Here is an 18414-nt window from a genome sequence, read left to right as displayed (position 1 = left end):
CCCCGAGGGGGAAACCGCGTTGAAAGCCTCCGCCTTCGTCTACCCCTGGGACGTCGTCGGCGACCCCGACGCCGCCCGCCGCATCGCCGACCTCGGGGTCCAGCAGGTCACCCTCGCCTCGGCGTACCACTCCACCCGCGCGCTGACCCCGCGCCACCCGCGCCACCGCATCGTCACCGCCCGCCACGCCGCCGTCCTCTACCCGCCGGACCCGGGGCGCTGGGCGGGCCGCCCGCTGCGCCCGTACGAGCAGTCCTGGGTGGACGGCGCCGACCCGTACGGCGAGGCGGCCGGCGCCCTCGCGGACGCCGGGCTCGAGGTGCACTCCTGGGTGGTCCTCGCGCACAACTCCCGCATGGGCGACGAGCTGCCGCACACCTCCGTGCGCAACGCCTACGGCGACCGCTACCCCTGGGCGCCCTGTATCGCGCGCCCCGAGGTGCGCTCGTACGTGGTCGACCTGGCCGCCGAGGCGGCGGCGCGGCCCGGCACCCGCGGCACCGAGCTGGAGTCCTGCGGCTGGTACGGGGTCACCCACCTGCACGCGCACGACAAGATCGGCGGGGTGCCGCTCGGCGGCGCCGCCCAATACCTGATGTCGCTGTGCTTCTGCGACAGCTGCCGCGCGGGCTACGCCTCGCTCGGCGCCGACCCGGACGAGCTGCGGCAGGCGGTGCTGCGCGCCCTGCGACCGGTGTGGTCAGGCCAAAGGGCCGAGCACGGTCGACCGTCGACAGGGGCTGAGGCGCCCCGGAGGCCGGCGGAGGAGCACGAGGAGGCGGCCCAGGGCGGCGGCGACCGGGCCGCCGAGTGGGCCGAGGTCGAGAAGCTGCTCGGCGCCGACCACGCGGCCACGTTCGCCACCTGGCGCGACCGGGTCGCGGCCGAGATCCAGCGGGACGCCGTCGCGGCCGTACGGGACGCGGCCGACGGGGCGTTCCGGGTGCTGCTGCACGCCGACCCGGCGCCCCACCGCTTCGGCGCCAACGTCGGGGTGGACCCGGCCGGCATCCTCAGCCACGCCGACGGCGTCGTGCTGCCCTGCACCGGGAACGACGCGGCGCGGGCCGATGTGCTGACCCCCTTCGCCCCGCACGCGACCGAGCGCACCACCCTGGCGGCGAACTTCACCGTCGTCACCGGCATGGGCGGCAGCCCCGCCACGCTCGAATCCGACGCCACGCACGCGATCGGGCTCGGCGCGAACGAAATCCGTCTCTACCACGCAGGACTGGCCTCCGACGCGGATCTCGCGGCGGTGCGCGCCGCCCTCGCACGGCTGCCCTGACGCTCGGTCAAATCTCAAGGGCCGCCCCGGGTTTTCTGTCAGAAGCATTGACGAAGCTTTGGAGCGGTCCTAATTTCATCGCGTCGTACTTCGTACGTCATATATGAGACGCGATATGTGAGATCTGAGAGCCCCATGGACATTGCGCCGAGCCCGATCCCCTCCCGTACGCAATATGTGCTGGAGGCGGTCAAGCACGCCATCCTCACCGGACAGCTGCGGCCCGGCCAGCCCCTCGTCGAGACCGAGCTGGCCGCGCAGTTCGGCGTGTCCAAGACCCCGGTCCGCGAGGCCCTCAAGACCCTTGCCGGCCGCGGGCTCGTCGTGATGAGCGAGTACAAGGGCGCGACCGTACGTACCGTCGACACCGCCATGGCCCACGCCGTCTACGACGTGCGCCTGCTGCTGGAGCCCGAGGCGCTGCGCCGCACCGTCACCACCCGCGCCGACCTGGCCGGCGCGAGCGCGGCCCTGGAGCGCTCCGCCGCCGCGGCCGACCCGGCCGGGCGGTCGCTGGCCAACCGCGACTTCCACCGCGCGCTGTATCTGCCCTGCGGCAACCCGCTGCTGGCCGGGATGCTCGACGAGCTGCGCGACCAGGCCGCCCTCGTCTCCGCCATCGCCTGGCAGGCCGTCCCGTCCTGGGAGCGGGAGGCGGACGAGCACCGCGAGATCCTGGCCCGCGCGCTCGACGGCGACGCGGACGGCGCGGCCGCCGCCCTGCACGACCACATCGCCTCCTTCGTCCGGCGCGCGTTCCCGGGAGTCCCGGAAACGCCGAGAGTCCCGGAAACGCCGGGAGTCCAGGAAGCTCCGGGAACCCCGGCGGCCCCGGGCGCCACCCGGGCCGCCGAGGCGGCCCCCTAGACCGCGTGGGCGCGTGCGATGAGGGGACGGTCCCGCACGCGCCCACGCGCCTCACCCCCACCCGCCACCGTCCCCAGCCCAGCAGGCCCAACCGGCCACCGGCCCGACCAGCCGTACCGGCTCGACCAGAAGGGATAGGCACCGTATGGACTACTCACCACTGAGGGCGGCGCTCGCAGACGTCGTGGCGATCCCGGTGACTCCGTACGACGCCGAGGGCGCCGTGGAGCAGGACACCTACCGCGCACTGCTGCGCAGGCTCCTGGACGGCGGGGTCAAGGCCGTCACTCCCAACGGCAACACCGGCGAGTTCTACGCCCTCACCCTCGCCGAGCGCCGCTTAGTCACCGAGCTGACGGTGGAGGAGAGCGGCGACCGGGCCGCCGTCCTCGTCGGCGTCGGCCACGACGTGGCCACCGCGGTCGAGGCCGCCCGGCACGCCCGCGAGGCGGGCGCCGGGATGGTGATGGTGCACCAGCCCGTGCACCCGTACGTCTCCCAGGACGGCTGGGTCGACTACCACCGCGCCATCGCCGAGGCCGTCCCCGAGCTGGGCGTGGTGCCGTATCTGCGCAACCCGCTGATCGAGGGCGCCGCCGTCGCCCGGCTCGGCGAGGCCTGCCCCAACGTCATCGGCGTCAAGTACGCGGTGCCGGACGCCGCCCGCTTCGCCGCCGTCGCCCGCGACGCGGGGCTCGACCGGTTCGTGTGGGTGGCCGGGCTCGCCGAGCTGTACGCGCCCTCGTACTGGGCCGTCGGCGCCACCGGCTTCACCTCCGGTCTGGTCAACGTCGCCCCGAAGGTCTCGCTCGACATGCTGGGCGCGCTGCGCGCCGGGGACTACGCGGGCGCGATGAAGGTGTGGGAGCAGATCCGGCCGTTCGAAGACCTGCGCGCCGCCCATCAGTCGGCGAACAACGTCAGCGTCGTCAAGGAAGCGCTTGCCGCGCTCGGCCTGTGCCGCCGCGACATCCGCCCGCCCAGCAGCCCGCTGCCCGAGCCGCAGCGCGCCGAGGTCGCCGCGCTCGTCCAGGGGTGGGGGATATGACGCCCTCCGCGACCCCACAGACTCCCGAGGCCCCGCAGACTCCCGAGGCCCCCGCGAGCCCCGGGACTCCCCGGAGAAAGACGCCCGAGGAGCTGCGCAGCCACCAGTGGTACGGCACCGGCGGCCTGCGCTCCTTCAGCCACCGCGCCCGCACCCGCCAGCTCGGCTTCCTCCCCGAGGAGCACCTGGGCAAGCCGGTCATCGCGATCCTCAACACCTGGAGCGACATCAACCCCTGCCACGTCCATCTGCGCGACCGCGCGCAGGCGGTCAAGCGCGGGGTGTGGCAGGCCGGCGGCTTCCCGCTGGAGTTCCCGGTGTCGACGCTCTCGGAGACCTTCCAGAAGCCGACCCCCATGCTCTACCGCAACCTCCTCGCCATGGAGACCGAGGAGCTGCTGCGCTCCTACCCGGTGGACGGCGCGGTCCTCATGGGCGGCTGCGACAAGAGCACCCCCGCGCTGCTGATGGGGGCCGCCACCGCCGACCTGCCGACCGTCTTCGTGCCGGCCGGGCCCATGCTGCCGGGCCACTGGCGCAACGAGGTGCTGGGCTCGGGCACCGACATGTGGAAGTACTGGGACGACAAGCGGGCCGGGCTCATCGGCGACTGCGAGATGTCCGAGCTGGAGAGCGGACTGGCCCGCTCGCCCGGCCACTGCATGACGATGGGCACCGCCTCGACGCTGACGGCCGCCGCCGAGGTGCTGGGCGTGACCGTCCCCGGCGCCTCCTCCATCCCGGCCGTCGACTCCGGGCACGAACGGATGGCCGCGGCCTCGGGGCTGCGCGTCGTCGAACTGGTCTGGCAGGACCTCAGGCTCTCCAGGATCCTCACCCCTGAGGCGTACGAGGACGCGGTCGCCACCGTCCTCGCCCTCGGCGGCTCCACCAACGCCGTGATCCACCTGATCGCCATGGCCGGGCGGTCCGGGGTGCGGCTCACGCTCGACGACTTCGACCGGATCGCCCGCACCGTCCCGGTGCTCGCGGACCTCCGCCCCGGCGGCCGCTTCCTGATGGAGGACTTCCACTTCGCGGGCGGCCTGCCCGGCTTCCTCGGCCGGTTGACCGAGATGAAGGACGTCCTGCACCTGGACCGCCCGACCGTCGCCCACACCAGCCTGCGCGAACAGCTCGACGGCGCCCTCGTGCACAACCCCGAGGTCATCCGGCCGCTGGACAACCCGCGGGCGAACGAGGGCGGGGTGGCGGTGCTGCGCGGCAATCTGTGCCCGGACGGCGCGGTCATCAAGCACATCGCCTGCGAGCAGCACCTGCTCAAGCACACCGGCCCCGCCGTCGTCTTCGATGACTACAAGACGATGCAGGCCACCATCAACGACCCCGAACTCGGCATCACCGAGGACAGCGTGCTGGTGCTGCGCAACGCCGGCCCGCTCGGCGGCCCCGGCATGCCCGAGTACGGCATGCTGCCGATCCCCGACCACCTCCTCAAGAAGGGGGTGCGGGACATGGTCCGCATCTCCGACGCGCGGATGAGCGGGACCAGTTACGGCGCCTGTGTGCTGCACATCGCGCCCGAGTCGTACGTCGGCGGGCCGCTCGCCCTCGTCCGCACGGGCGACCTGATCACCCTCGACGTCGGGGCGCGCACGCTGCGCCTGGAGGTCGACGACGCCGAGCTGGAGCGGCGCCGGGCGGCCTGGACACCGCCGCCGCCCCGGTACACCCGCGGCTACGGCGCGCTGTACCAGGAACAGATGACCCAGGCCGACACCGGCTGCGACTTCCGCTTCCTCGCCGCCCCCGGCGCGGACCCCGAGCCATACGCAGGCTGACACCCCTTCTGAACAGCTGTTTTTTTGCACGACATACCGAACGACATTCGGTAAGCGCTTCACCCGCCCGACCGTGCACCCCTGAGAACGGAGAAGCAGTCATGGCCGACGCCGTGGCGAAACCGCCCCGGGTCACCCGGCGCCGAACCGGAGGCTCCACCCGCCGCCTCCCGTATCTGCTGATCGCCCCCGCCGGGCTGTTGATGCTGGGCTTCATCGCCTACCCGATGTTCAGCGTCCTCTACTACAGCCTTCAGAACTACAACGTCACCAAGCCCTGGCGGAACGGCTACGCGGGCCTGGACAACTTCACCAAGATCTTCACCGACGACCCGCAGTTCTGGGACGCCCTCGCCTTCAGCGGCAAATGGGTCGTCACCGAGGTGCTGTTGCAGCTGGTCCTCGGCCTCGCGCTCGCCCTGCTGGTCAACCAGACCTTCATCGGCCGCGGCATCGCCCGCGCCCTGGTCTTCTCGCCCTGGGCCGTCTCCGGGGTGCTGACCACCACCATCTGGATGCTGCTCTACAACCCGTCCACCGGCATCAGCCGCTACCTCGCGGACGCGGGGATCGGCAGCTACGGCACCTCGGTGCTCTCCGACACCGGCACCGTCTTCTGGGCGGCCGTCCTCGCCGAACTGTGGCGCGGCGTGCCGTTCTTCGCCATCCTCATCCTGGCCGACCTCCAGTCCATCCCGAAGGACCTGTACGAGGCGGCCTCGGTCGACGGCGCGGGGCGGGCACGGCAGTTCCTGCACATCACCCTGCCGCATCTGAAGGACGCGATCATCCTCTCCACGCTGCTGCGCGGGGTGTGGGAGTTCAACAACGTCGACCTGCTCTACACCCTCACCGGCGGCGGCCCGGCCGGGCAGACCACCACCCTCCCGCTGTACGTCGCCAACACCGGTATCGAGGGGCACGACTTCGGCTACGCCTCCGCGCTGACCACCGTCGCCTTCGTGATCCTTCTCTTCTGCTCGATCCTCTATCTGCGCCTGAGCAAGTTCGGAGGCGACAACAAGTGACCACCGCACTCGCGGAGAAGGGCCTCGCCCCCGCCCCCGAAGCCCTTCCGGACACGGGCAAGGGCAGGAAGCGCGGGCGCGGGATCGACCAGGGCGTGCCGCGCTGGCAGATCTATCTGCCGCTGGCCCTGTATCTGCTCTTCACCCTGATCCCGTTCTACTGGATGCTGCTGTTCGCCCTGCGCCCGGCGGGCTCCACCTCGCTGGTGCCGTGGCCGATGACGGGCGAGCACTTCGCCAAGGTCTGGAACGAGCGAAGCTTCGGCATCTTCTTCCAGAACAGCATGATCGTCGGAGTCTGCTCGCTGGTGATGACCACGGCGGTCGCCCTGGCCGGCGGCTACGCGCTGGCGCGCTTCGAGTTCAAGATCAAAAAGGCGTTCATGCTGGCGCTGCTGGCCTCGCAGTTCATTCCTGGCGCGCTGATGCTGGTCCCGCTCTTCGAGATCTTCAAGAACCTTCAGATGATCAACTCACTGGGGAGTGTGGTCATCGCGGAGACGGTCTTCCAACTGCCGCTGTCCATGATCCTCATCAGCGGCTTCATCAGGAATGTGCCGGTGTCCCTGGAGGAACAGGCATGGGTGGACGGCTGCGGCCGCTTCCGCGCCTTCTGCGCGGTGGTGCTGCCGCTGCTGCGGCCCGGGCTGATCGCGGTGGGCTCCTTCGCCTTCGTCCACAGCTGGAACCACTTCCTGTTCGCCCTGATGTTCCTCAGCTCCCAGGACAAGCAGACCATCCCGGTCGGCCTCAACACGCTCATCGGGGCGGACAGCGTCGACCTGGGCGCCCTGGCGGCGGGCGGTGTGATCGCGGCCGTCCCGGTCGTCATCGTGTTCGCCTTCATCCAGAAGTGGCTGATCACCGGCTTCAGCGCGGGCGCGGTCAAGGGCTAGGCCGAAACTCCGCCGCCCAGCCGGGCCGCGGCCGATCGGAGTACGACTCTCGCGGACAAGGAGGTCCGAAGATGGGCATGGCGCACCCCCAGGGACGGGGGGTTCCAGCGATATCGCGCGCGGCGCGCTCGGGGTGGACCCGGCTCGGCATCGCGGCCCTGGCGGCCGTCGGGCTGGTCGGGTTGGCCCTGCCGGCCGGCGCACAGGCCGAGCCGCCCGCCCCCGGCCGCGACCTCGGCCGTGACCTCGGGCGCGAGGTGCTCGGGGCGGACGACGGCTGGGCGGCGGAGGGCGCCGGGACCACCGGCGGCGTCGCGGCCGACGACGCGCAGGTGTTCACCGTACGGACCCGGGCGCAGCTCGCCGCCGCGCTCGACGGCGGCAGCCCCGTACCGAAGATCATCTACGTCCGGGGGGTCATCGACGCCAACACCGACGCCCAGGGGCGCCCGCTGAGCTGCGCGGACTACGCCACCGACGGCTACACCACCGAGAAGTACCTCGCCGCCTACGACCCCAGGAGCTGGGGCGGCCAGAAGCCCTCCGGGCCGCAGGAGGAGGCCCGCGCCGCCTCCGCCGCGCGCCAGGCCGAGCGGGTCGAGCTGGCCGTCGGCTCCAACACCACCATCGTCGGCCTCGGCCGGGACGCCGTCCTCAAGGGCGCGAGCCTCCAGGTCAAGGACGCCTCCAACGTCATCATCCGCAATCTCGAACTGCGCGACGCCTACGACTGCTTCCCGGTCTGGCAGCCCAACACCGGCGGCCTCGGAGACTGGAAGACCGCGTACGACACCATCTGGCTGCGCGGCGCGACCCACGTCTGGGTCGACCATGTCACCCTCAGCGACAAGGGACACCCCGACGCCGCCGAGCCCACCTACTTCGGCCGCAACTACCTGCGCCACGACGGACTGCTGGACATCACCAACGGCTCCGACCTGGTGACCGTCTCCTGGAGCCGGTTCGCCGACCACGACAAGGCCATGCTCATCGGCAACGGCGACAACGTCACCACGGACCGCGGCAAGCTGCGCGTGACCCTCCACCACAACAGCTTCAAGGGCGTCGTGCAGCGCGCCCCGCGGGTCCGCTTCGGCCAGGTGCACGTGTACAACAACGCCTACCAGGTCCCCGAGGGCACCGACTACCGCTACTCGTGGGGCGTGTCCACCGAGTCGCGGATCCACGCCGAGAACAACGCGTTCACCACGCCCGGCCATGTCGAGGCCGCCGACCTGGTCAAGAGCTGGAACGGCAGCGCCCTGCACCAGAAGGGCAGCGAGTTCAACGGCTACCCCGTCGACCTGCTGGCCATCTACAACTCGTACAACTCCGGCAGCGAGCGAGACCTTGACCCCGACGTGGGCTGGACCCCCGCCCTGCACGGCCGGATCGACAGCGCCGCGAAGGCGGCCCGGGACGTGGCGCGCGGCGCGGGCGCCGGACGGATCGGGTGAGAGGCGACCATGGAACCCATCCCCCTCGTACTCGCCGGGGCCCGCGGCCACGGGCACTGGCACCTGGACAACATCCGGCGGCTCACCGCCCAGGGCCTGGTCCGGCTCGCCGGAGTCTGTGAACTCACCCCCCTGACCGCCGAAGAGCTCGGCGACGGCCTCGGCACCCCCGAGCAGTCCGCCGACCTCGCCGACCTGGTGACCCGCACGGGCGCGCGGATCGCCATCATCTGCACCCCCATCCACACCCACGCCGACCTCGCCCTCGCCGCCGCCGGGCGCGGCGCCCACCTGCTGCTGGAGAAGCCCCCCACGCCCTCCTGCGCCGAGTTCACCCGCATGACCGAGGGCCTGCGCGAACTCGGCACCGCCTGCCAGATCGGCTTCCAGTCGCTCGGCTCCCACGCGCTGATCGCGATCCGGAAACTCATCGCCGACGGCGCCATCGGAGAGGTCACCGGCATCGGCGCGGCCGGCGCCTGGGCGCGCGACGAGAGCTACTACACCCGCGCCCCCTGGGCCGGACACCGTTCCCTCGACGGCCGGGACGTCATCGACGGCGTGCTCACCAACCCGCTCGCCCACGCCGTCGCCACCGCCCTGCGCATCGACGGCGCCGACCGCGCCGAGGACATCGAATCCATCGAGCTGGAGCTGTTCCGCGCCAACGACATCGAGGCCGACGACACCTCCTGCGTACGGCTCCGCACCGCCCGCTCTGCCCGCTTTGGCACTGTCACCGTCGCCGCCACGCTCTGCGCCGAGCGGCCTGGCGAGCCGTACGTCCTGATCCACGGCGACCGCGGCCGGATCACCTTCTGGTACAAGCTGGACCGGGTGCTGCTGGAGCGCCCGGGACATGAGCCGGAGACGACCGACCACGGCCGGACCGACCTCCTGGAGAACCTCGCCGCGCATCTGCGCGACGGCACCGAACTGCTCGTCCCCCCGCAGCGCACCGGCGCGTTCATGCGCGTCGTCGAAGCCATTCGCACCGCCCCCGATCCGGTCCGGCTCCCCGCGGACGCCTGGCGCACCGAGCCGGGCGTCGGCGCGGCGCCCTCGGCGAAACGCCGCGTCGTGCCGGGCATCGACCGCCTGGTCACCGCCGGCGCGGAACGCCTCGCCCTCTACTCGGAACTGCGCGCCCCCTGGGCCGCACCCCCCGCGGAGGTCCCCCACACATGAACGGTTCCCTGCCCAACCGGCCCCCCTGCACCGTGCTGCGCTGCGACGGGCGCCCCGTCGGCACCTACACCCACCGCCCGCAACTGCCCGAAGGCCTCTCCCCCCGCCCCTATCTGCACCCCGTACGGACCCTGTCCGGCATCACCGTCACCGAGTCGCGCCCCGCCGACCACCCGCACCACCTCGGCGTCGGCATGGCCGTCCCGGACGTGGCCGGGCGCAACTTCTGGGGCGGCCGCACCTATGTGCGCGGACAGGGCCCCACCGAACTGGACAACCACGGCTCGCAGCGCCACCTCGGCTGGCTGCTGCGCGACCCGGACGGCTTCGTGGAGGAGCTGTCCTGGGTCGCCGGCGGCCGGCAGATCCTGCTGGAGCGGCGCACGGTCGCGGTACGCACCGTCTCCCACGGCGCCGACGGCTGCTGGGCGCTCGACTTCACCACCGCCCTCACCAACGTCACGGGGGAGACCGTCACCCTCGGCAGCCCGGCCACCAACGGCCGCCCCGGCGCGGGCTACGGCGGCTTCTTCTGGCGCGCGCCGCGCCGCCCCGAGCCGCCGCGGGTCTTCAGCGCGGACGGCGGCGAGGGCGAGGCCGCGGTGCACGGGCGGCCCTCGGACTGGCTGGCGCTCGCGGCCGAGGACTGGACGCTGGTGTTCGCCGGGGCGACCGGCGACACCCGCGCCGACCCCTGGTTCGTGCGCACCGGCGACTACCCGGGCGTGGGCTCGGCCCTCGCCTGGGACCGGCGGCTGGCCATCGCCCCCGCCGACACCGTCACCCGGCGCATCGTCACCGCGGTCGCCGACGGCCGCCTCGACCGCGAGGCGGCGGCCCGTATCGGGGCACAGCTGTCCGACAAGGGGGCGACCGTATGAGCGGACGAGCACGTGGCCGCCGGGCCGCGGCCGACGGCGACAGCGGCACCTCTGCGCCGCGTGTGCGGAGAAGCGAAGAAGGGAGGCACAGCATGACCGCATCCGCGCATACGCCGACGAGCGGGCCGGTGTGGCAGGCCGACCAGGGCGACGGCACCTACCGCAACCCCGTGCTGAACGCCGACTGGTCGGACCCGGACGCCATCCGGGTCGACGACGACTACTACCTCACCGCCTCCAGCTTCGGCCGCGTCCCCGGGCTGCCCGTCCTCCACTCCCGAGACCTGGTCAACTGGCGGCTGATCGGCCACGCCCTGGACCGCCTCGAACCCGCGGAGTCCTTCGCCGCGCCGCGCCACGACTGTGGGGTGTGGGCGCCCAGCATCCGCCATCACGACGACCGCTTCTGGATCTTCTGGGGCGACCCCGACACCGGCGTCTACCAGGTCAACGCCCCCGACCCGCGCGGCCCGTGGACCAGGCCGCACCTGCTCAAGGCGGGCAAGGGCCTGATCGACCCCTGCCCGCTGTGGGACGAGGACGGCTCGGCCTACCTCGTCCACGCCTGGGCCAAGTCCCGCGCCGGGGTCAAGAACCGGCTCACCGGCCACCGGATGAGCCCCGACGGCACCACCCTCCTGGACGAGGGCACCCTGATCGTCGACGCGGACTTCATCCCCGGCTGGTTCACCCTGGAAGGGCCCAAGCTCTACCGGCGGGACGGCTGGTTCTGGATCCTGGCCCCGGCCGGGGGCGTGGAGACCGGCTGGCAGGGCGCGCTGCGCTCGCGCGACTTCTTCGGCCCGTACGAACACCGGACCGTGCTGGCCCAGGGCCGCACCGACGTCAACGGCCCGCACCAGGGCGCCTGGGTGGACACCCCGGCGGGCGAGGACTGGTTCCTCCACTTCCAGCAGCGTGGCGCGTACGGGCGCGTGGTGCACCTCCAGCCCATGGAGTGGGGCGAGGACGGCTGGCCCGTGATGGGCGACCGGGGCGAGCCCGTCGCGTCGTACCGCAAGCCCAAGGCGGAGCCGCAGCCGCCCGAGGCCCCGGCGACCGACGACGGCTTCCCGGGCGGGCGGTTCGGCCGCCAGTGGTCGTGGACGGCCAACCCGGCGCCGGGCTGGACCACCGCCCACGGCGGCGACGGCCTGTGGCTGACCTGCCACCGCACGGCCGACGCGCACGATCTGCGGCGGCTGCCGAACGTGCTGGTGCAGCGGCTGCCCGCGGAGGAGTTCATGGTGACGGTCGAGCTGTCCCTGCACAGCGAGGTGCCGGGCGCCAAGGCGGGACTGGCAGTCCTGGGCGACGCGTTCGGCTGGATCGGCCTGGAGCGGACGGCGGACGGGACCCGCCTCGTCCACCGCTTCGCCGACGTCGCCACCGAGCGGGAACGGGACGCCGAACCCCCGCGCGACGCCCCCGACGGCCGGGCCCACCTCCGCATCGAGGTCTCCCGAGGCGCCCGCTGCCGCTTCCTCACCGATACGGGAGACGCCACCGGCTGGCACCCCTCCGGCCCCGTCTTCGCCGCCACCCCCTGGCGCTGGGTAGGCGCCCTCCTGGGCCTCTTCGCCACAGCCCCCAAGGGCCAGGGAACACCTGGCTACGCCGCATTCAAGAGCTTCCGTACGGAAGGAGCCTCGTGATGAGGTTGTGGGCAATCGTTCCGCAGAGGGGGCACCTCCCAGCGGTAGCTGGGGGAGGGACGGGTGGGCACAACCCCACCCGCAGACGGCCACGGCCCGCACCTGCAACGGCGCGACCCCTGAGGGCCACCGGCGCGCTGGTGACCGTGGTGGCCGCCCTCCTGGCCGCACTGCTCAGCGCCCCCGGCGCTGTAGCGCGCGCTCAGGGTCCCGCGCCGGGCGCCGGCGCGACCACGTGGACCGACAAACCCGACGGCTTCGCCGCCCTCGCGGGCGGCACAACAGGCGGCGCCGGCGGCAAAGTCGTCACCGTCCGCACCCAGCAGGACCTCATCGCATACGCCTCCGCCCCCGACCCCTACATCATCCGCATCGCGGGCTCGATCGACGTCGACCCCTTCGGCTCCGACATCGTCGTCACCTCGAACAAGACCCTCATCGGCGTCGGCTCCACCGCGGAGATCGTCCACGGCGAACTCCACCTCAACCCCGGCACCCACAACGTCATCATCCGGAACCTCACCATCCGGGACAGCTATGTCGAGGGCGACTGGGACGGCAAGACCCAGGACTTCGACGCCATCCAGATGGACTCCGTCCACCACGTGTGGATCGACCACAACACCTTCACCCGCATGGGCGATGGACTGCTCGACATCCGCAAGGACAGCGACTACGTCACGGTCTCCTGGAACGTCTTCAAGGACCACAACAAGGCGTTCGGCCTCGGCTGGACCGACAACGTGACCACCAACATCACCCTGCACCACAACTGGTTCACCGGCATCAAGCAGCGCAGCCCGTCCATCGACAACGCCGCCCACGCCCACCTCTACAACAACTACCTCTCCGCCCAGTACCGGGACGAGGACCCGGTGTGGACCTACGGCAACTGGTCCCGTGGCCGGACCAAGATGGTGATCGAGAACAGCTACTACGACGGTATCCGCAACCCCTACCAGGCCGATGAGACCGCCGAGCTGGTCCAGCGCGGCAGCATCGCCCGCGACACCACGGGCCGCCACGACACCCGGGGCGAGGCGTTCGACCCGCGCGACTTCTACCCGTACCGGCTGGACCCCGCGGCCGCCGTGCCCGCCCTGGTGAAGAGGTTCTCCGGACCGCAGAGCGGCCTCGGCACCGACACCGTGCTGCGCGTCGCGGCCGACGGCTCCGGCGACTTCCGTACCGTCCAGGCCGCCGTCAACGCCGTGCCCGCGGGCAACGACGGGCGGATCACGATCGCCATCGCGCCCGGCACCTACCGCGAGCAGGTCCGGGTCCCGGCCGACAAGCCGCGCCTCACCTTCCTGGGCACCGGGCGGGACCGCGGCGACACCGTCATCGTGTACGACACCCCCGCCGAGTACGGCGGCTCGACCGGCAGCGCCACCGTCCTGATCGCCGCGAGCGATGTGACCGCCCGCCACCTCACCTTCGTCAACGACTTCGACGAGGCCGCCCACGAGCTGAACGGCGAGCAGGCGCTGGCCATGAAGACGACCGGCGACCGGATCGTCTTCACGGACACCGCCTTCAAGGGCAACCAGGACACCCTGATGACCGACAGCCCCAAGCTGACCACCATCAGCCGCGTCTACCTCCGCGACTCGTACATCGAGGGGGATGTCGACTTCATCTACGGGCGCGCCACCACCGTCATCGAGCGCTCCACCATCAAGGCGCTCAGCCGCAGCAGCGACAGCAACAACGGTTACATCACCGCCGCGAGCACCTGGAAGGGCAATCCGTACGGCTTCCTCATCACCCGGAGCCGGATCGTCAGCGACGCGCCCGACCAGACCTTCCACCTCGGCCGCCCCTGGCACCCCGGCGGCGAGCCGGACGCCATCGCCCAGGTGTTGATCCGCGACACCTGGCTGCCCGCCGCGATCAAGAACTCCCCGTGGACGGACATGGGCGGATTCCCGTGGCAGGAAGCCCGTTTCAGCGAGTACCGCACCACCGGACCGGGGGCTGCCCCGTCCGCCGACCGACCGCGGATGACGGACGCCGACGCCGCGGGCCACGAGGTGGCCGACTACCTCGCGGGCAGCGACGGCTGGGCACCCCAGACTCAGTAGGAGATGCGCACCATGAGAAAGCACCTGATACCAACCGTACGTGGCGCCGCGGCCGTGGCCGTGACGCTCACTCTCGCCCTGACCGCCACCGCGTGCGGGGACGACGGGTCGAGCTCCGGGTCGGAGGGGTCCGGCGAGGGCAAGATCGTCTTCTGGGACAACAACGGCGGGCCGCGCACCGCGATCTGGAAGGAGATCATCGCCAAGTTCGAGAAGAAGTACCCGGACATCGAGGTCGAGTACGTGCCGATCCCGATCGCCGACGTCCAGTCGAAGTACGACACGGCCATCCAGGGCGGCAACGACAGCCTGCCCGACGTGGGCGGCGTCGGCACGGCGTACCTGGCCAACCTGGTCGTCCAGGACGCCCTGGAGCCGGTCGCCGACCGCATCCAGGACAGCTCGCTCAAGGGCAAGCTGGTCAAGAACATGGTGGACAGCGTCCGCGCGGCCGGTGGTGACGACAAGGAGATGTTCTCCGTCCCGACCTCGGCCAACCAGGGCACCCTGTGGTACCGCACCGACCTGTTCAAGGCGAAGGGCCTGCCCGCGCCGACCAGCTGGGACAACTTCTACAAGGCCGCCGGCGAGCTGACCGACCAGGGCGACAACAAGTTCGGCTTCACCCTGCGCGGCGGGGCCGGGTCCATCGCCCAGGCGATGGAGATGATGTACGCCCAGTCCGGGATCGACACCTTCTGGAACGGCGACAAGACCACCCTCAACGACCCCAAGAACGTGGCGGCGCTGGAGAAGTACGTCGGCCTCTACAAGAAGGACACCCCGTCCGCCGACCTCAACAACGACTTCACCAAGATGGTCGCCCAGTTCGACCAGGGCGACATCGGCATGCTCCAGCACAACCTGGGCAGCTACACCGACCATCTGAAGGCGTTCGGCAAGGACAAGATCGCCGGTGTGCCGATGCCGCCGTCCGCGGAGGGGCAGCCGCGCACCATCGTCTCCAACCCGGTCGACGGCCTCGGCCTGTTCAAGGCGAGCAAGAACAAGGCGGCGGCCTGGAAGTTCATCGAGTTCGCGGCCTCCGCGGAGATGAACAGCCTCTGGAACGAGGACGTCGGTGCCATCCCGGCCAACGTCGACGCCGCGAACGACCCCTGGATCCAGCAGGCCCCGCCGACCAAGGCGGCGCTGCAATCGCTCAGCGACCCCCAGACCAAGGTGGTGCAGCTGCCGTACTACCTGCCGGACTGGAACACCATCAGCAAGGCGGACAACGAGCCGAACTTCCAGAAGGTGCTGCTCGGCAAGATGACCGCCAAGGAGTTCTGCGACAAGGTCGCCAAGGAGCTCAACGAGGCCCAGGCGGACTGGAAAGAGCACAGCTGAGGCGCGCTCGCGTCGCGGGCCGGCCGCCGCACCCCGGCGGCCGGCCCGCGCCCCACCCGCGCCCCCGTCCGTCTCGACACCCGTGACCTGGACGAAAGGCATCCGCACGCCATGTCACTCTCCCGCAGACACGCGGCCGCGTCGCTCGCCGCCGTCCCGCTCGCCCTCGCCGCGACCACCGGCACCGCCCAGGCCCGCTCCGGCGGGCGCGGCAAGCCCCGCGCCGGGGTGACCGTCTATCTCGCGGGCGACTCCACCGCCGCCACGAAGGCCGCCTCGGCGGCCCCGGAGACCGGCTGGGGGATGGCCCTGCCCTTCTTCCTCGCCGACCGGCTGAGGGTCGCCAACCACGCCGTCAACGGCCGCAGTTCGAAGAGCTTCTACGACGAGGGGCGGCTGGACGCGATCCTGGCCGCCATCCGGCCCGGCGACTTCCTGTTCATCCAGTTCGGCCACAACGACGAGAAGGTCGAGGACCCGACCAGGGGCACCGATCCGGCCACCACCTATCCGCAGTATCTGCGGCTGTATCTGAAGGGGGCGCGCGACCGCGGCGCCCGCCCGGTGCTGCTGACCTCCGTCGAGCGCCGCAAGTTCGACGCCGCGGGCACGGCCCAGCCCACGCACGGCGCCTACCCCGACGCGATGCGCTCCCTCGCCCGGGCCGAGGGGGTGCCGCTGATCGACGTACAGGCGTCGAGCATCGCGCTGTGGCAGCGGCTCGGCCCCGAGTCCACCAAGGGCTGCTTCAACTGGCTCGACCCGGGGGAGTGGCCCAACTACCCGGACGGCCGGCAGGACAACACCCACTTCCAGCCGCACGGTGCGATCGAGGTGGCCCGCCTCGTGGCGCGCGAGCTGGGGGCCAGGGGCGTGCTGGCCGCGTCCGACGTACGCCGCCTGGGCGAGGCGATCCCGGACAGCTGGATCACCTGGTAGCGGCCCGCGCCCCGCCTCTTCCCCGTACGCCCCACACGTCCCGCAAGGAGCCGGAACATGCGCACATTCAGATGTCATGCTCGCGTCGCCTCGGTGCTGTGCTGCGCCTCCCTCGCGCTCGCCGCAGCCCCCTCCGCCACGGCAGCCCCCTCCGCCTCGTACGCCTCCGCCCGGGCCGGCCTCCCGGCGGGCGACGGCTGGGCCTCCGCCGAGGGCGGCACGACCGGCGGCGCCAAGGCCGACAAGGCCCACACCTTCACCGTCACCAACCGGGCCGAGCTCGCCAAGGCGCTGGCCGGAGGGGACACGGCGCCGAGGCTCATCTACGTCAAGGGCACCATCGACGCCAACACCGACGACTCCGGCAAGCCGCTGTCCTGCGCCGACTACACCACCGACGGCTACGGCCTGGACGCCTACCTCGCCGCGTACGACCCGGCCACCTGGGGCGACGCCCAGCCGTCCGGCCCGCAGGAGGACGCCCGCGCCGCGTCGGCCGCGGTGCAGGCGACCCGCGTCAAGCTGGCCGTCCCCTCCAACACCACCATCGCCGGCGCCGGCCGGGACGCCCGGCTGCTCGGCGCCAGCCTCCAGGTCACCGGCGCGGACAACGTCATCATCCGCAACCTCACCTTCGAGGACGCCTACGACTGCTTCCCCGCCTGGGACCCGACCGACGGCGCGGAAGGCGCCTGGAACTCCGAGTACGACAACCTCGTCGTCTACGGCTCCACCCACGTCTGGGTCGACCACAACACCTTCACCGACGGCCGCCGCCCCGACAGCGCCCAGCCCCGCTACTACGGCCAGCTCTACCAGCAGCACGACGGCGAGCTGGACGTGGTGCGCGGCGCCGACCTCGTCACCGCCTCCTGGAACGTCTTCGCCGACCACGACAAGACGCTCATGATCGGCAACAGCGACAGCGCGGGCGCCACCGACCGGGGCAAGCTCCGCGTCACCCTCCACCACAACGTCTTCAAGAACATCGTCGAGCGCGCCCCGCGCGTCCGCTTCGGCAAGGTCGACGCGTACAACAACCACTACATCGCCCCCGCCGACGGCTATGTCTACAGCTGGGGCGTCGGTGTGGAGTCCCAGCTGTACGCCGAGGCCAACGCCCTCACCCTGCCCGGCACGGTCGACCGGGCCAAGGTCATCAAGCAGTGGAAGGGGACGGCGCTCACCGAGGAGAACAACTACGTCAACGGCAAGCCCGTCGACCTCCTCGCCGTCCACAACGCGGGCGTCCCCGCCGAGCAACTGGGCGACGACGCGGGCTGGACGCCGACGCTGCGCACCCGCGTCGACGCGCCGCGCGCGGTGCCCGGCATCGTGGACGGGCACGCGGGCGCCGGCCGCCTCTGATCGCCGCCACCCCCCAGCGGGGAGGCCGGGCGTTACCTGGCCCCGCCCGGCCTCCCCTTCCCCCTCCCCTCCCCTCCCCTTCCCCCCTCCCCCTCCTCCCTGCCGGGGCCGACCGTGGTGTGATGGCGCTGTGAGCAGTGCCGCAGAAGACATCAACCGCCGCATGCTGCGGGCACGGGACGCCATGGACCGCGCCTACGCGCAGCCGCTGGACGTCCCCGCCCTGGCCCGGATCGCCCATGTCTCCCCGGCACACTTCGCCCGCACCTTCCGGGCCACCTTCGGCGAGACCCCGCACCGCTATCTCCAGCGCCGCCGCGTCGAGCGGGCCATGTTCCTGCTGCGGGAGACCGACCGCAGCGTGACGGACATCTGCTTCGAGGTCGGCTTCGGCAGCCCGGGAACCTTCAGCCGCACCTTCCGCGACATCGTCGGCCGGTCACCGCGGGCCTACCGCAAGGAAGCGGTAGCCACGGGCGTGCCGACGTGCTTCACGATGGCGTGGACGCGGCCGAGCGACTGAGCAGTTTTGGATAAGTTTTCGTCCGGCTCGCTCGGTAACG

At 71.7% G+C, this 18414-nt stretch carries 15 protein-coding genes; all 15 read left to right on the top strand.

The features are described from left to right. Positions 1 to 19: 19 nt before the first annotated feature. The 15 genes from ACZ4WQ_RS00540 to ACZ4WQ_RS00470 all read left to right on the top strand — a co-directional run bounded on the left by ACZ4WQ_RS00540 (position 20) and on the right by ACZ4WQ_RS00470 (position 18374). Positions 20 to 1288, top strand: a complete 1269-nt coding sequence (locus ACZ4WQ_RS00540; RefSeq protein WP_385339619.1) for a hypothetical protein — start codon at positions 20 to 22, stop codon at positions 1286 to 1288. A gap of 135 nt (positions 1289 to 1423) precedes the next feature. Beyond that, positions 1424 to 2155, top strand: coding sequence for a GntR family transcriptional regulator (locus tag ACZ4WQ_RS00535; RefSeq protein WP_468021892.1), 732 nt, complete (start codon positions 1424 to 1426; stop codon positions 2153 to 2155). Between the two features lie 145 nt (positions 2156 to 2300). Further along, positions 2301 to 3203 carry a dihydrodipicolinate synthase family protein gene (locus tag ACZ4WQ_RS00530; RefSeq protein WP_468021891.1) on the top strand — a complete coding sequence of 301 codons (903 nt, stop codon included), beginning with the start codon at positions 2301 to 2303 and terminating at the stop codon, positions 3201 to 3203. Then, positions 3200 to 5005, top strand: a complete 1806-nt coding sequence (araD, locus tag ACZ4WQ_RS00525) for an L-arabinonate dehydratase (protein WP_468021890.1) — start codon at positions 3200 to 3202, stop codon at positions 5003 to 5005. The genes ACZ4WQ_RS00530 and araD overlap by 4 nt, the downstream gene beginning before the upstream one ends. A gap of 101 nt (positions 5006 to 5106) precedes the next feature. Next, entirely contained in the window at positions 5107 to 6033 is a 927-nt protein-coding gene (locus ACZ4WQ_RS00520; RefSeq protein ID WP_468021889.1) for a carbohydrate ABC transporter permease, read from the top strand. Further along, a complete protein-coding gene (locus ACZ4WQ_RS00515; protein ID WP_385339630.1) occupies positions 6030 to 6929 on the top strand; it encodes a carbohydrate ABC transporter permease in 900 nt (299 codons plus the stop codon). Before ACZ4WQ_RS00520 ends, ACZ4WQ_RS00515 begins: the two co-directional genes overlap by 4 nt. Positions 6930 to 7000: 71 nt before the next feature. Beyond that, entirely contained in the window at positions 7001 to 8386 is a 1386-nt protein-coding gene (locus ACZ4WQ_RS00510; RefSeq protein WP_385339633.1) for a pectate lyase family protein, read from the top strand. Between the two features lie 9 nt (positions 8387 to 8395). Then, entirely contained in the window at positions 8396 to 9574 is a 1179-nt protein-coding gene (locus ACZ4WQ_RS00505; RefSeq protein WP_311724970.1) for a Gfo/Idh/MocA family protein, read from the top strand. Next, complete coding sequence (locus ACZ4WQ_RS00500; protein ID WP_361183707.1) at positions 9571 to 10455, top strand: DUF6807 domain-containing protein; 885 nt, start codon at positions 9571 to 9573, stop codon at positions 10453 to 10455. The genes ACZ4WQ_RS00505 and ACZ4WQ_RS00500 overlap by 4 nt, the downstream gene beginning before the upstream one ends. 92 nt (positions 10456 to 10547) lie before the next feature. Beyond that, entirely contained in the window at positions 10548 to 12110 is a 1563-nt protein-coding gene (locus ACZ4WQ_RS00495) for a glycoside hydrolase 43 family protein (RefSeq protein ID WP_398370366.1), read from the top strand. After that, the gene (locus ACZ4WQ_RS00490; RefSeq protein ID WP_468021888.1) at positions 12110 to 14194 is read left to right on the top strand and encodes a pectinesterase family protein; all 2085 of its coding nucleotides are present in this window, start codon (positions 12110 to 12112) and stop codon (positions 14192 to 14194) included. Before ACZ4WQ_RS00495 ends, ACZ4WQ_RS00490 begins: the two co-directional genes overlap by 1 nt. A gap of 12 nt (positions 14195 to 14206) precedes the next feature. Continuing rightward, positions 14207 to 15544: an ABC transporter substrate-binding protein gene (locus ACZ4WQ_RS00485; protein ID WP_394816762.1), complete on the top strand. Its 1338-nt coding sequence runs from the start codon at positions 14207 to 14209 to the stop codon at positions 15542 to 15544. Positions 15545 to 15655: 111 nt separating this feature from the next. Further along, entirely contained in the window at positions 15656 to 16483 is an 828-nt protein-coding gene (locus ACZ4WQ_RS00480; protein ID WP_311724975.1) for a rhamnogalacturonan acetylesterase, read from the top strand. 57 nt (positions 16484 to 16540) lie between these two features. Next, a complete protein-coding gene (locus ACZ4WQ_RS00475; RefSeq protein ID WP_398370372.1) occupies positions 16541 to 17851 on the top strand; it encodes a polysaccharide lyase family 1 protein in 1311 nt (436 codons plus the stop codon). A gap of 163 nt (positions 17852 to 18014) precedes the next feature. After that, positions 18015 to 18374, top strand: a complete 360-nt coding sequence (locus ACZ4WQ_RS00470; RefSeq protein WP_311725061.1) for an AraC family transcriptional regulator — start codon at positions 18015 to 18017, stop codon at positions 18372 to 18374. Positions 18375 to 18414 lie beyond the last annotated feature (40 nt).

The organism is Streptomyces sp. NPDC028305 (assembly GCF_055569495.1).
This window is presented reverse-complemented; position numbering and strand designations above follow the sequence as displayed.

Coding starts and splice junctions, on each gene's coding strand:
- ACZ4WQ_RS00535 (WP_468021892.1), top strand. CDS start 1,424: ATGGACATTGCGCCGAGCCCGATCCCCTCCCGTACGCAATATGTGCTG.
- ACZ4WQ_RS00530 (WP_468021891.1), top strand. CDS start 2,301: ATGGACTACTCACCACTGAGGGCGGCGCTCGCAGACGTCGTGGCGATC.
- araD (WP_468021890.1), top strand. CDS start 3,200: ATGACGCCCTCCGCGACCCCACAGACTCCCGAGGCCCCGCAGACTCCC.
- ACZ4WQ_RS00520 (WP_468021889.1), top strand. CDS start 5,107: ATGGCCGACGCCGTGGCGAAACCGCCCCGGGTCACCCGGCGCCGAACC.
- ACZ4WQ_RS00510 (WP_385339633.1), top strand. CDS start 7,001: ATGGGCATGGCGCACCCCCAGGGACGGGGGGTTCCAGCGATATCGCGC.
- ACZ4WQ_RS00505 (WP_311724970.1), top strand. CDS start 8,396: ATGGAACCCATCCCCCTCGTACTCGCCGGGGCCCGCGGCCACGGGCAC.
- ACZ4WQ_RS00500 (WP_361183707.1), top strand. CDS start 9,571: ATGAACGGTTCCCTGCCCAACCGGCCCCCCTGCACCGTGCTGCGCTGC.
- ACZ4WQ_RS00495 (WP_398370366.1), top strand. CDS start 10,548: ATGACCGCATCCGCGCATACGCCGACGAGCGGGCCGGTGTGGCAGGCC.
- ACZ4WQ_RS00490 (WP_468021888.1), top strand. CDS start 12,110: ATGAGGTTGTGGGCAATCGTTCCGCAGAGGGGGCACCTCCCAGCGGTA.
- ACZ4WQ_RS00485 (WP_394816762.1), top strand. CDS start 14,207: ATGAGAAAGCACCTGATACCAACCGTACGTGGCGCCGCGGCCGTGGCC.
- ACZ4WQ_RS00480 (WP_311724975.1), top strand. CDS start 15,656: ATGTCACTCTCCCGCAGACACGCGGCCGCGTCGCTCGCCGCCGTCCCG.
- ACZ4WQ_RS00475 (WP_398370372.1), top strand. CDS start 16,541: ATGCGCACATTCAGATGTCATGCTCGCGTCGCCTCGGTGCTGTGCTGC.
- ACZ4WQ_RS00470 (WP_311725061.1), top strand. CDS start 18,015: ATGCTGCGGGCACGGGACGCCATGGACCGCGCCTACGCGCAGCCGCTG.